Genomic DNA, 12,383 nt, shown 5'->3' with positions numbered 1-12,383 from the left:
TTGTCGGTTTACTTTTAACGGGCCCAATCAGGCCTTTTAATCGTCTACCTAATTATATAATCTTTCTTCCTTCCAATAAGGAAGTATATTTACAGTTTACCCTCATTATTATAGATTTACTTTTTCATCGTGCCAATAGATCGTTATTAACCTTATGCTAAAGTAATCTATTTATTTAGAGAATCAATTAAACAATTTATTTATGATGGTAATGTTACTATTTATCATACATTCTGTCAAGTTAAAATTTGCTCCAAACTTACTTATCGTGAATTTCAAGGAACGAGAACCTCATTTCCATCGCGCCCGATTGTTGAAGATCGTTCTTAAGCTGATCTTCATCAGCTTTATTGAAGAAAAGCCCCCGTTTCTGGAACAAGGTGAAATTAAAAAAATTCATATAGTCCTTCATCAAAATATTGAAACTCATTCTTAGATACTCTATAACGTGTATAGCCTTCATAAAAAGACTTTCTGTACTCATCATTATTTATAAAACTTCTAATTGCTAAGGATTCATCATACCGAGGGTCACCAACTGTCATTCCTGATACATCAATAAATATTCTCACTTCTCCATCTATCACAAGAACATTGTCAGTTGTACAATCTCCATGAATTATTGTTTGTTTTACTGGTAATGGTTTATTTGACTTTAATTTCTCAAGAAGTTGTTGACTACCTTCTGTTTGTCCATGTTTTACATAACTTTCAGCCTTCACCAACTGCTTATCTAACCAATCAATTTTTTGACTCAGTAAATCAATTGTATCAGTCTCGTGAAGCTGATGAAGAAAGTGTCCAAAACTTCTAATTAACGCTTTCTTGTCCTCAATATTCTTCGCTTGTTTTAAAGCAGATGTTAAAGTGATTCCGTTCTCAAACGACATTATTAAATGACTACTATCGTTATCCTCGATATAACCATAATAACTGGGAACTCGAATCAACTTTTTGTTATTCAACTTTTTTAACACCATTGCCTCTGCTTTTAACCATTCACGATATTTTTCTTTAAATGAACTTTTAATTAGGTACGAACCATCCTCCGTATTGATTTGACGTACATCAGAGGTACAACCTTGTTCAGCCAGTGAGTTAACTTTATTTATTTCACCTATTATCCTCTCAATATTTTCACGTAATTGTGTGTTCATTTCTACACTGTACTTTCTCAATTCAGTAATTAAACAAACTGTGTAATGATACTAAAGTTATTTAATAAACTAGTTGTACTATTTAAATTGGATCTCTTGAAGAATAATAAAGTTGTTTAATTCGAGAGCCAAATAATGAAAATTAGCTGTTTCTGGCATTTAATCAATGTATATTATGGCGGTATAATATTGTACTTAAACTAATGGTGCTTGAGTTAAAGAAGAGTTTGCGGCGGCAGGCTCTTTTTTTCTTATTGAAGTAACGGAGCAGGTTAGCTTAATAAGGAAATCGTAAAATATAGAAATAAAACTAGGCTGCTGATACAATAAAGGTTAAAATGAATATGAACCTGTGATTTTGTCTCACATTTTCTTTTTTTCAAAAAGAGGATATTGAATTTTAAGGGGACATAGAAATTATGGGTGTAAAAAAAGAAAAAGGTACCTAGTGACTGTTGAAGGTAATGGTGAAATTCATCAAGTGGTAATCATTGCCGAGGATTTAGAAATGATGTATTGGGAAGTTCACAGACTTTATGGATACCTATTGAAAGATAAAGATGGGAAAGATATTGGAAAAATTTCATTTGAAGAAACTATATTAACTTGAATATCGAAGGCACTCAAATTTGGTGTCTTTTTTTTGTTAACCTTTTTACTTCAGTACCGTCAGACTTTTCTAGCCTGATTCATTATTCCATGAAAAGTAAACGAAGAACCACACGAGATATCCCGCCATACCTTTACAGCTGTCCAGTTTACTTTTCAAAGAACAATGATTTACAAAGTTAAAAACGTATTGTGTGTGAGAATGCGTTAATACTTCACTTTTTATTGTAATCATAAGCGATAAAGCTATTCACCCAACGGGTGTGGTTTGTTTAGGATATGGAGTTGCTGTGGCAGCTCCCTTTCTTATGGAATTAAAAGGCAAGTTAGTGAAATAAGAAAGAATAAAATGTAGTTGTATTCGAAAAATAAATAACTATACCTTCCGCATATTGTCAATCCAGTATGTTATACTGTAAACAAACCTTTGAAGCTTTAAATCTTTTTACATTACCTTTACCATCTCCCTACTCGAACGTTGAGTAGGGTTTTTTATTGAATATTATACAGAGAGCATAAAAAAAACAGGCTCTATGTAAAGAGCCCGTTTGTATAATCGATTTAAGATTAAGCAGCTTTTTGAACGTTAGCAGCTTGAGCTCCACGAGCACCTTGCTCAACGTCAAACGTAACATTTTGACCTTCGTCTAAAGATTTGAAGCCTTCACTTTGGATTGCAGAGAAGTGTACGAATACATCGTCTCCATTTTCACGTTCGATAAAGCCAAAACCTTTTTCTGCATTAAACCATTTAACTGTACCTTTTTCCATTTTTGTTGCCTCCTAGTGCGTTACCACACATTGTGTTACTATCCTTGCCCAAAGTGAGTATTAAGACGAAAAGTCGATATTCATACTATCCTTTACACCGAACAAAAATAATTCTTCTTTATCATAGCAGGAAACGAAAAAAATTGCAAATCATTGGAATTTTTAGTGAAAATTCGCAAAGAAAAAGAAGAGCAATATGAATTTTAAAACAAGAAAACATGACTCTTTGGGAAGTCGATGCTTGCGCAACAAGCAGAAAAAGGATTAATCTCCCATAAGTGCTAACCCTAAACGGTGCGACATTCGTCGGAACACCTTGGTCGTTGGAGCCAGACTAACGGATAGGCTCTATGGCCCATAGTTCAAAGACCTTCTTCACCAGCATTATTAAAACAGTATAGACTGCCTAACCCACTTTCATTCTCTGTGGTGCAGCGCTGAGTTTGCACTGCATGGGTGGCTAACGGGTGCAAGAGTTTAAGATCTAGCTGCCATGATGGAAGCTTTTTTTATTCGAACTAAAGGGGTAGCATTCCGTCTTATATGCCCACCTTTCATTAGAAACCTAGATTAAAACTCTATAGTTTACTATTTTTTACTACATTAACTAATTCTACCTACGTTTTAGTTTAACATAAATCAACCTTTCCTTTACTCAACAATCTGGCCCTTTAATGGAATAGTGAAAAAGGATGATTCACAAAAGTTATTCAACCTTTTGGAAACATCCTCGATTTTTGCATTATTTATATGTTATTTAAGGTAACTCATATACCCTCACGAAATATAAGGGATTAAAAATCACTTTATAACATCAGGTTAATTAAATCATGTTGCCCATTCTGCCTGCACCTGCAGGTTCTGGTTTGTTAGCAACAACTGCTTCTGTTGTTAAAAACAGAGCAGCAACAGAGGCTGCGTTTTGAGAGCAGAGCGTGATACTTTTGTTCGTCAATCACGTTTCATTACTTTCTTAATCAATTAAATCGTAATTTTATGGATGCTTAATGATTTCTTGGTATCGAATCCTTTTTTCTTACTAAATATATTTTATAGCTAAGTACCCTTGTCCTTACTCTTTCCCCTTCTATATTTTTAAGGTCATATATATCAAAATCAGATATTAAAACCTCATTTTTTTCAGTCAGGAAGACATTGTATTTAAAAAACAAAAATAGTGGATTTAAATAGACTAAACTATTTTTCACATATATAAACCCTAATAATGAAAATAAACCTAAATTAACTAAAAGGCTGTTAGCTTTTGTTATATCTATTGACAAAATAGGTACTAAGTATGTTACAACATAACTTAATAAATTATCTTCGGTATTATATATACCTACAAATTGATGCTTTTCATTTAAGCTTATTCTCAAAGTAATGAAAATTGATACAAATGAAAGAACAATTAAGATAGTTAATACATAACTAAAAATGGATGGAAGAAAATTATTAAACAAAAAAATATCTTTAAGTTTCTTCCAGCTAGTAAAATATTTATAGTTATCAACGATGAGTAAAACGTATAGAGGAAAAAAGGATGATACATATAAACCTATACGGAATAGGACTGTAATCATTGATATTCACGCTTCCTTCTCCTTAAACTCCTTCATCAAATCCATCACGGTTATTAATCCATGTTCTATAAAATGAATCTCCCATAAGCCTGGTTATATCTAACATCTGTGATTTATCCTCATATACCAATCTTGTATTTTCGTCTTCTAACTCTATATTCAAACCAAAAATATCAATAACTTGGATAACATTTTCAAAGTTCTCAAATACTTGGTGCATTCTATTCTCTTCATTGCCAATTTAGTTAACGCTCTTGTTACCCTTCCGTCTGACAAACAGTCTTCTCGAAATTGTTCGAAATTTGTAATACGGTTTGTTCTACTCACAAGGTCAAGTGTCTGATTAGCCTTTTCATGATATTGATCTTGGATAGAGAAGATTCTTTCTAGGGAAATGTGATTTAAAATTAACATCTCTTCACCAAAAATAACAATGTCCACATTTGGATCTATACCGAGCAATGTGTCATCTAACTTTTGAAAATCTCCATTAGTGAATTTACCAAAAAAACCACCTTTTAATCTGTTAAACTTTGTTACTCTTCTAAAAGGATATCGCCTTCATCAGTTATTATTTTCAAACAATAAAAAGTTAACTTCCCTACTTCTTCAGGTGGAACTTCTTGACGATTTACAAAGTCCTCATTAAGGCTTTCTAGTATATCATTAAAGCTAGTCACTTCTTTGGGAGTATACGTTTCAATGCACCCTTCGATTGTGCCGATCGGACTAAATGGACGTTGTTCAACTTCCTGTATTCTTTCTACTGCAGATTTAACAATATCCTTTATTTCTATTTGTAAATCCGGATGAATTGTTGGTGAATAAGAATGATATCTACGGTTAGGTCTTTTACGTGTAAAATACAACCTCATATCTAAATCCTGATCATTTAATCCGTTAAGGATGTTTACTAAATTCACTATATCCATTTATCACCAGCTCCTTTTACCGCACAATTCGACAAAAGAGACTATTTTCCTGCAAACTAAACACAAGACAAATTTAGAACGTTTACTTGTTGCGAACTTGTATGGCTCCATGCAGGTTTTCAAGAAACATAAAAACGCCTACCCGATGGATAGACGCCTCAACATAAGAGGGAATAAGCAGTAAACCCTTCCTTGAATAGTTACGGAATTTCACTAGACATCTCAATCTGGGTCAACGAACTTACCATCCTCTTTAATAATTAGTTATTTAGCAATGTTTATTCATCTAAGTCTTTATTTTTAAGTAACGGCGTAAAGGATTCCGTGGTATGGGTGTGGTAAATAAATACAGAAGGATTTTTATTTGAAGCAGTTATGCTTTCCTCATTGTTTTTAGAAATGGCATAAATTCCTTTATGATAAGACTTTAAAATGTACTGATTTTCTCCAAAAAGGGAAATCCAAGCAATTATTGTCACTGAAGCAATAACGCTACTCCTTGGTTAATCTTGGGGGCTGCCCAATATAAGTACCTCATGGCGTCAGTCCTAGTATAAAAATCCCCCAAAGATTGGATAAAACCCGCTCACTAAGCATATTAAGGTCTTAGAACGTGCCCAAATCCCATAAAAAAATTTTATATAGTTATTTTGTTATCGACGATAATTTTTGCTCAACCCATTTACTGATACTAATCCCTTCTTGTTCAGCTAAATCTGAAATTGCTTCTAACAATTCGATAGGTAATTCAAAACTAGTTTTTTTATTTGGACTACGTAATATCAAAGTATCATCTTCATGGAGCATTTCTCCATTGGTTAAATACGGTAAAATATCAGCAATACCGAACACCTCGGATATTAACGGCTTTTCCCCGGCTCTGACGTAGAATAAGACAGTGTCATTTTGTTCTCTAACTCGAATGTTTTCCACTCCCCATATTTCATATAAATAGTCAATGAAGGGATAAAATACAACTTCGTTTTTTGGTACCTGAAGCTCAACATAGCCTTTATAATCCAAAGTAGGTTGGTGGATCGAGTATGATGGCTTTAAAGTATAAGTTTTCATTCCTTCTTCATACGTCAACCACTTTTGGATATTGGGTAGATAGAAACCAAATACATTTTCTTCATTACGAACCACACGTGCCTCTAGTATTTTAGACGAATGAAATCTTTGATACAAAGCAATGTCATTTTTTGAATCATAATATTCATATTTTTTTGGTCGCTGAGTTTCTGATGGTTTGAGTGATTTTTCTGCTTCCTGATAGGCTGTTTCCGAAATTACATACGTGATTCTTTCATCACCATAAGGGACAGCCTTAGCTTTTATCGAACCATCTTGTATATACTTATATATACTTTGTACAGATAATCCCAATTTCTTTGCAACCTCATTGGGACTCATGCCAGTAGGTAAAGATTGCTTTTCATAAACTAATCGATCCACTTCTGCTTTTTCATAACGGGCCTCTTTATGTAATCGATGTGGGTCCAGAATTTTCATGATTTTCTTCTGCTTTCCATAATGGTAGACCGTTGCCTTGGATACGCCTAATAAGTCTGCTACTTCTTTTTGGGTATACCATTCCACTTTATTCGCCTCCCACTCTTCTGGAGTATCCGTTCCTGTTATGGGAACATCCCACTGGTTGCCATTCGTCAATTCCTCATGATACAAGACCGCTTCCGCCTGGCCAAATTTCACCCGATATTGGAGACGGGGGTGTTCGATCACTTCCAAAATCACGCCTTCTTTTTTTTCAAATTGTTTAAAGTAGTAAAAACTCTCTGGGTCTTCTTCTTCCGTACAAGTTTGGAGAACATATACCGTTTCCCCCACTTCATAAGAGGCTGTCTGCATTTTTTTTACATGGTTTAGTTTTTTCATGATTTGTCTCTTCACCCTTTTTATTTTATTGCTATATGTATATATATCTCAGGATTAACTATTCATTTATATATCTATTATAATATATAGCATTGACTTAAATAAGTATAATTTTAATTTCCTTTTATATTATCATTATATATTTAATATTTGAATCCTATAATATTATTATAATTTTAAAATCTAATTATATACTAATTATGGTTGACCTAAATAAATGGAGGATTTATTTAGGTCTTTTATAATTAATTACCTCTTGTCATTTGTTATAATGTAAGTAGGATTCATTAAAGGGTATGTATTAAATATAGACGTTATCTTATCAATAGTTGATTTATAAAAGTGAGGGATACAGGTATGCATGAACTGATGGGAAAAACGAAAGAGCTTCAGAGCCGTGCATGGAAAAAGAACCTTTCAGACATTTCGATCCATACGCTACAAGAACGACTAGATACGACAGAAAAGAATGGGCAAGAACCGTTTTCCGATTTTAGCGATCTAGACATGATACAGTGGTTTCTTCATAGGCGAGAACATTTAAAACGGCAACATGAAAAGTCTGCCCGCACCACCCAAGCCTATGAGCGTGAACTTCTTCAATTTATTGAGCAATTACTCATCTATTCGGTCGAAATCAATATAGACTTGGAAAAAGTGGTGGAGGGTTCACTCTTTAAATCTCTCTCTACCCGGCACATTCGAAGATATCAGGAATGGTTATCGGAAAAAAGCCCCTATGTCTTAACAAAAGGAGCGTATTCCGTTGCCGCCTTATCCAGAAAGACAACCATCATTAAAAGTTTTTTGAAATTCCTGTTCAAATCAGGCTATATCAAGGAACCCATTCATGAAGGTTTCTTTAAGGTCAATATTCGTAAAGATGATCGGCCGAACCGTGATTTGGGACCAAAGGAAGTCATTCAGCTGCTTGATTACTTCAGGGAAATCAACCACCCCATCGTTTTTTCGATTATTCATATCCTAACGATGACAGGCATGCGTAATGAAGAGTTTACAAGACTCCGAGTCAAGGATCTTCAATATGATTCCATTACTAGCACGTATTTTTTAGAGGTCCTAGGTAAAGGGAATAAAAGAAGGCAAATCCCATTGAAAGAAAAAGGAATGATTAGCATTCGACTGTTCCGTTCAGCTAGAGGAATAGACGATTTAGAGACAGCAGAAGGAGGCGAACCGCTCTTTACGACCAATACCGGCCGTGCCTACTCTCCCTCATATTTGTCTCAATACATCACAAAAGCCATTAAAGAGAGTGGATTGCCCTTTTTGAAGTTTCGTTCTGCTTCCATTGGTCCTCATACCTTTAGGCATGCTTTTGCTATCATTTCTCACTTAAATGGAGTGGACGTCTATCAGATTATGAAGAGTCTGGGCCACGAGCAGCTCTCCACTACAGAAATTTATTTGGAGAAGGTTTTTGAAAAAGAACGCCATGCGATTCATTTGTGGAAATCAGATGTGTTTGGGGAGTATATATAATAGAAGAAAGTCGTCGTATTCAGAGGAGTTTTTGCTGAATTTTAAACTCTCCTTGAGTGGCGCGCTCTTAAAAAATCCGTTTCGAAAATGGTTAAATATTGAAGATGTGAAAAAAGGTCGAGATTTAATAAAAGATACTTCCATACCTTGCAAGTAGTATATTCAGACGTATGATTAAAAGGGGAGAACAAGACATCTGGATGACTTGTTCCCCCCTCTTTTTGAATAATCATATTCCTAAGCCTAACGTGAATACATATCTCCATCTTTAGTTTTTCTAATGATATAAGACCAACCTTCGGTAGACCAAATTAACGTTTAATATTTATGAATATTGATCCCTTTTATATAGCCTTTATGTTCTCTTTGATAATTCCTGCGATAGCTTTAAAATCATACTTATGGTTGACGACATCTACAACAAAATCCTGTTCTTCCTCTATTCCCATTATCCATTGATAATGATTAATCTTCAGAAACATAATAAGGGAAGCGAGTGCTGTCCTTTTGTTTGCGTTGTGGAACGCATGATTTTTTGAAATGGATTCGAATAAGGCTGCAGCCTTTTCATGAATAGATGGGTAAGCATCATTCTCGAAAACAGTTTGTCTGGGTCTGTTTACTGCAGAATCAAGGAGACCGGGATCTTTCACTCCGATTTGTTCAGTAGGAGAATAAACTTTTATTTGAATGGCATTGATAGCAATAATTTGATTAGTGGAAAGATAGATAATATCAAACGTCATATTATCTATCCACCAATCCCTTAAATGCTTCGTCATGTTCTTTAATAACGTCTGATAACATTTCCATAAATTCTGCATCTACACCTTTAGGTAATTTCACATTTTTATTTTTCCTTAAAATGATTTCTTCACCCTTAAACTCAACCTCTAATTCGTCTCCAAAAGCTAAATTTGCTGTTTTCAACATTTCAACTGGGAACGTAATACCCAAGCTATTGCCGACTTTAGTTAATTTCCTAATAGCCAATATACATTCCTCCTTCAAAAGAAAGTTATAATTGTTACTACTATTATAACATTGGTCGTTATGATTTATACTACTTTTATCTGAAACCTTTTATTAATTACTCGAAAAGGCTTGCTTAGACCTTTAAAGCGACCTTATTCTACAAGCTGAACAACCTCCATTATTTCTAGGACATGGACCTACTTTTCAATGATAGTCTGTCACTGATACCCAAATTTGAGGGGGTATTTACAACGATTATTTAATGTTTCCCCTACCGTCCCTTTATTGTTTCGCCGTTGCACAATGTTTTTACCTCTAAAGTTCATAAAAAATTATAGGTTGATACATCCGTTCATTAAAGGAGAAAGTTCAAGATAAGAGAAGGGAATTATAACAGTATGGAATAGGTGTAATAGTAGTTGTATAAGTGTAAAAGGAATGTCAAATGTATACTATAAAATGATACCCTCAAAAGAATTAACTATTAAACGTAATGTTTTAAGGGCAAGTGACAAAGGAAGGAGAATTGTTTTGGCTATAATATACTTTTCGCTAGTGCAGAAATTGCTAAGAGTCAATTCCATTCTATCTTGATACATTTGACATTGATCAATTATTAGATAAAACGGATAACTGGTAAAGAAAAGCATGCTCTAAATAAAGGAGGATAAACATGACAGCAAAAGAAAATAATGATCAAGATCTTCCTGAAGAATGGGTTGAGTTAGTAAAAATAGCAATGAAATCAAATATAACAAAAGAGGAATTTAAACGATTTTTGGAAGAAAGATCAAAAATCAATAAAAATTGACTATTTTTTACATCGTTCGAATAATCAGAACGGTGTTTTCAGTGCTCTAGTAGTCTGAATACTTAATTAACTGAGGAGTTCTAGGAACTTATTTGTAGAGTTGACACAAACTTACTGTGATGATTAAAGTTTTGTGTCATAACTCAATTTTTTAAAAAATAAATGTTATTTTGAAAATTATTCCACTCTTCACAATATGGAAATTTGTTATAAAGATTTCTTTAATTTTTTTATGTTTATGAACACCAAAAGAAGAGGCAAGTATAAAACAAAGAAGCACACGCTGTATGGATTGATTATTTTATATAAAATATATAAGGAATCGGCATCGAAAAAATATATATTGATAAGTAATATGAGTATGGACATTACCCATAACGGGTACTTTTGCTGGACATTAAATAAGCGCTTATAACCCCTGCTGGCAGCCCACAAAGGAATGACCATATTGGGGATAATAACAATGGCCCACCAAGAAACCATTATGTACTCGAACCGTTGAATGAAGGGCAATTCAATAACACTGGTCATTGTTAATGTTGGCCAAAGAGTAATAGCCAACTGTTTTTCTGAATAAAAGACTTCCGAAGTAAAATATAGTAATAACATCAATAACGTCGTAGCCAAGGCTCCTCCTTGAGCATACTTTTGTGATTTTTCACCATTTTGAATGAATGGATAATACATCAGGATCACTTCAAAACCAATCATTGATAATGAAGTACTTATAGTTCCTTTTATTATTTCCAATAAAGTATGGTCAAAAATAGGGAGGGATTGTGTAAAATCAGCGTATTTAAAACCATAAAAAGGTACAAATATCAGCCAGTATGAAACGATTACAGTTAAAAAGGTAACACCCGTAATGGTTTGGAACCCTCCCGTAATAATATAATAAATCAGGAACAGGAAAACCATAGCAAATACCCATGAAGGTACCTCTTCAAACATCCAAATATGTATGACATTTATATAGCCGATTATGACCGTCATTCCAAGGACAAAAAAGTAAAGGATAAATAAGAGACTGAAGAAATTCCCAAACCATTTACCAAATGCATGATTATTAGCAGAAATGATATCACCAGGAACAAGACTGAAAATTTTATATATCAGCCAAATTAATATATGAACAATGAGTCCGGCTAGGAGTAAGGAAATCCAGCCATCCGTTCCCGTCGCCTTAGCTAAACTTCTTTGAAAACTCAACACGCCTAATCCTGTTTGCAGGGAATGCACTAAAAAAAACACATAGAAAGGCGCGACCTTATACTTATCATTAACACTAGCTTGGTTCATATAGGACCCTCATTATCACCCATATTTCTCATTTTTATAATCTGGCTTTTACAAGTGAAATTTATTCATAAAGATACAAACTTAAAGTACACAGTATGACTAAACTACGCTTGATGAACTAACCTGCCTCTTTAGTTTCATAAAGAAAAAGCTGCCTTAAAGACAGCTCTGATCTACAGCTAACGTTAGAACCATCAAATCCTCATCAAAATAGTGCCCATTATACTTTAAGGCATTTCGTTCTGTACCATAGACCTCAAATCCCAAAGACTTATATAGTTTCTTTGCGGAGTCATTACCAGATACAACAGTTAAATTTATTTGTTCCAATCCATCAGAATTCTTCGCCCTACTTATAAGTTCATTCATTAATGATTTTCCTAAACCCTGACCTCGATTGCCTGGAGCTATGTACATTCCAAAAACATTCCCTTTATGTCTGGTTTTGAGATTGTTTTCACGTATAAAAGTAACAATTCCAACTAAAGATTCTCTATTATCAAAAGCACCTAAAATGTACTTGTCCCTTATTGGTTTAATTCTCTCCTTTACCGTTTCTAATGAAAATCCCACCTCTCTCTCATATGTTGAACCAAATGCTTCTGGGTTAATTTTCAATGCATTCAATCGCACTTCCTGGTATAAATGGGCATCGGACTCTTTTAAAATACGAATATTCATTAACTACTCCCTCCCTTTAGTTCCATAAGAAACTCCTATGGCGGCGCTCCTCGCCGCCACCATCTACTACGAAAATCTAAACTCAAAATAGAGTCTAACCCATTAACCCCTTGACAATAATGGAAAATAACAATACAACCAGGCTGAACTTTTTTTGGTGGATCTT

The 12,383-nt window shown here is 34.1% G+C and carries 15 protein-coding genes and 2 pseudogenes; 3 read left to right on the top strand and 14 right to left on the bottom strand.

The features are described 5' to 3' along the window. Positions 1-259 precede the first annotated feature (259 nt). Complete coding sequence (locus J7I96_RS00080; RefSeq protein ID WP_214773376.1) at positions 260-400, bottom strand: hypothetical protein; 141 nt, start codon at positions 398-400, stop codon at positions 260-262. Further along, the gene (locus J7I96_RS00075) at positions 387-1,157 is read right to left on the bottom strand and encodes an aminoglycoside phosphotransferase family protein (protein ID WP_214922270.1); all 771 of its coding nucleotides are present in this window, start codon (positions 1,155-1,157) and stop codon (positions 387-389) included. The genes J7I96_RS00080 and J7I96_RS00075 overlap by 14 nt, the downstream gene beginning before the upstream one ends. Positions 1,158-1,605: 448 nt before the next feature. Between J7I96_RS00075 and J7I96_RS00070 the strand changes: the two genes are divergently transcribed. Further along, entirely contained in the window at positions 1,606-1,767 is a 162-nt protein-coding gene (locus J7I96_RS00070; RefSeq protein ID WP_214773378.1) for a hypothetical protein, read from the top strand. Between the two features lie 566 nt (positions 1,768-2,333). On the opposite strand, the gene J7I96_RS00065 is transcribed toward J7I96_RS00070, so the two are convergent. The 8 genes and pseudogenes from J7I96_RS00065 to J7I96_RS00035 form a co-directional block, all read right to left on the bottom strand. Continuing rightward, on the bottom strand, positions 2,334-2,537 hold the full coding sequence (locus tag J7I96_RS00065; protein ID WP_214773379.1) for a cold-shock protein: 204 nt from the start codon (positions 2,535-2,537) through the stop codon (positions 2,334-2,336). Between the two features lie 823 nt (positions 2,538-3,360). Further along, positions 3,361-3,485, bottom strand: a pseudogene (locus tag J7I96_RS28685) (hypothetical protein); the annotation flags it as partial. A 56-nt stretch (positions 3,486-3,541) separates the two neighbouring features. Continuing rightward, positions 3,542-4,120, bottom strand: a complete 579-nt coding sequence (locus tag J7I96_RS00060; RefSeq protein WP_214922269.1) for a hypothetical protein — start codon at positions 4,118-4,120, stop codon at positions 3,542-3,544. Between the two features lie 22 nt (positions 4,121-4,142). After that, a complete protein-coding gene (locus J7I96_RS00055; protein WP_214922267.1) occupies positions 4,143-4,340 on the bottom strand; it encodes a hypothetical protein in 198 nt (65 codons plus the stop codon). Beyond that, a pseudogene (locus J7I96_RS28680) lies at positions 4,280-4,615 on the bottom strand (Kiwa anti-phage protein KwaB-like domain-containing protein); the annotation flags it as partial. The gene J7I96_RS00055 and the pseudogene J7I96_RS28680, both read right to left, overlap by 61 nt. Positions 4,616-4,656: 41 nt before the next feature. Then, the gene (locus tag J7I96_RS00045; protein ID WP_214922265.1) at positions 4,657-5,052 is read right to left on the bottom strand and encodes a hypothetical protein; all 396 of its coding nucleotides are present in this window, start codon (positions 5,050-5,052) and stop codon (positions 4,657-4,659) included. A gap of 278 nt (positions 5,053-5,330) precedes the next feature. After that, on the bottom strand, positions 5,331-5,531 hold the full coding sequence (locus J7I96_RS28675) for a stage II sporulation protein P (RefSeq protein ID WP_214922263.1): 201 nt from the start codon (positions 5,529-5,531) through the stop codon (positions 5,331-5,333). Positions 5,532-5,697: 166 nt separating this feature from the next. Further along, the gene (locus J7I96_RS00035; protein WP_251029059.1) at positions 5,698-6,948 is read right to left on the bottom strand and encodes a helix-turn-helix domain-containing protein; all 1,251 of its coding nucleotides are present in this window, start codon (positions 6,946-6,948) and stop codon (positions 5,698-5,700) included. 357 nt (positions 6,949-7,305) lie between these two features. Between J7I96_RS00035 and J7I96_RS00030 the strand changes: the two genes are divergently transcribed. Next, a complete protein-coding gene (locus tag J7I96_RS00030) occupies positions 7,306-8,451 on the top strand; it encodes a tyrosine-type recombinase/integrase (RefSeq protein ID WP_214773382.1) in 1,146 nt (381 codons plus the stop codon). Positions 8,452-8,795: 344 nt separating this feature from the next. Here J7I96_RS00030 and J7I96_RS00025 read toward each other — a convergent pair whose 3' ends face one another. Both J7I96_RS00025 and J7I96_RS00020 read right to left on the bottom strand, forming a co-directional pair. Further along, positions 8,796-9,197: a type II toxin-antitoxin system death-on-curing family toxin gene (locus tag J7I96_RS00025; protein WP_214747070.1), complete on the bottom strand. Its 402-nt coding sequence runs from the start codon at positions 9,195-9,197 to the stop codon at positions 8,796-8,798. A gap of 1 nt (position 9,198) precedes the next feature. Further along, a complete protein-coding gene (locus J7I96_RS00020) occupies positions 9,199-9,444 on the bottom strand; it encodes an AbrB/MazE/SpoVT family DNA-binding domain-containing protein (protein WP_048689328.1) in 246 nt (81 codons plus the stop codon). A 655-nt stretch (positions 9,445-10,099) separates the two neighbouring features. On the opposite strand from J7I96_RS00020, the gene J7I96_RS00015 reads away from it, so the two are divergent. Continuing rightward, entirely contained in the window at positions 10,100-10,237 is a 138-nt protein-coding gene (locus tag J7I96_RS00015) for an anti-repressor SinI family protein (protein ID WP_214773383.1), read from the top strand. A 207-nt stretch (positions 10,238-10,444) separates the two neighbouring features. Here J7I96_RS00015 and J7I96_RS00010 read toward each other — a convergent pair whose 3' ends face one another. Together J7I96_RS00010 and J7I96_RS00005 are read right to left on the bottom strand one after the other, a co-directional pair. Beyond that, on the bottom strand, positions 10,445-11,536 hold the full coding sequence (locus tag J7I96_RS00010) for a GerAB/ArcD/ProY family transporter (RefSeq protein ID WP_214922261.1): 1,092 nt from the start codon (positions 11,534-11,536) through the stop codon (positions 10,445-10,447). Between the two features lie 156 nt (positions 11,537-11,692). Beyond that, a complete protein-coding gene (locus J7I96_RS00005; protein ID WP_214773385.1) occupies positions 11,693-12,217 on the bottom strand; it encodes a GNAT family N-acetyltransferase in 525 nt (174 codons plus the stop codon). Between the last annotated feature and the right edge of the window lie 166 nt (positions 12,218-12,383).

Origin of the sequence: Bacillus sp. ISL-78, assembly GCF_018613455.1 — a bacterium.
GTDB classification, from domain to species: Bacteria; Bacillota; Bacilli; order Bacillales; family DSM-1321; genus Peribacillus; species Peribacillus frigoritolerans.
The sequence above is the reverse complement of the archived record's forward strand: the minus strand, read 5'-3'. Positions and strand labels throughout refer to the sequence as shown.

What these genes read in the sequence shown, in the direction of transcription:
- J7I96_RS00080 (WP_214773376.1), bottom strand. Translation starts at nt 400, where the DNA reads ATGAATTTTTTTAATTTCACCTTGTTCCAGAAACGGGGGCTTTTCTTC.
- J7I96_RS00075 (WP_214922270.1), bottom strand. Translation starts at nt 1,157, where the DNA reads ATGAACACACAATTACGTGAAAATATTGAGAGGATAATAGGTGAAATA.
- J7I96_RS00065 (WP_214773379.1), bottom strand. Translation starts at nt 2,537, where the DNA reads ATGGAAAAAGGTACAGTTAAATGGTTTAATGCAGAAAAAGGTTTTGGC.
- J7I96_RS00060 (WP_214922269.1), bottom strand. Translation starts at nt 4,120, where the DNA reads ATGATTACAGTCCTATTCCGTATAGGTTTATATGTATCATCCTTTTTT.
- J7I96_RS00055 (WP_214922267.1), bottom strand. Translation starts at nt 4,340, where the DNA reads ATGCACCAAGTATTTGAGAACTTTGAAAATGTTATCCAAGTTATTGAT.
- J7I96_RS00045 (WP_214922265.1), bottom strand. Translation starts at nt 5,052, where the DNA reads ATGGATATAGTGAATTTAGTAAACATCCTTAACGGATTAAATGATCAG.
- J7I96_RS00035 (WP_251029059.1), bottom strand. Translation starts at nt 6,948, where the DNA reads ATGAAAAAACTAAACCATGTAAAAAAAATGCAGACAGCCTCTTATGAA.
- J7I96_RS00030 (WP_214773382.1), top strand. Translation starts at nt 7,306, where the DNA reads ATGCATGAACTGATGGGAAAAACGAAAGAGCTTCAGAGCCGTGCATGG.
- J7I96_RS00025 (WP_214747070.1), bottom strand. Translation starts at nt 9,197, where the DNA reads ATGACGTTTGATATTATCTATCTTTCCACTAATCAAATTATTGCTATC.
- J7I96_RS00015 (WP_214773383.1), top strand. Translation starts at nt 10,100, where the DNA reads ATGACAGCAAAAGAAAATAATGATCAAGATCTTCCTGAAGAATGGGTT.
- J7I96_RS00010 (WP_214922261.1), bottom strand. Translation starts at nt 11,536, where the DNA reads ATGAACCAAGCTAGTGTTAATGATAAGTATAAGGTCGCGCCTTTCTAT.
- J7I96_RS00005 (WP_214773385.1), bottom strand. Translation starts at nt 12,217, where the DNA reads ATGAATATTCGTATTTTAAAAGAGTCCGATGCCCATTTATACCAGGAA.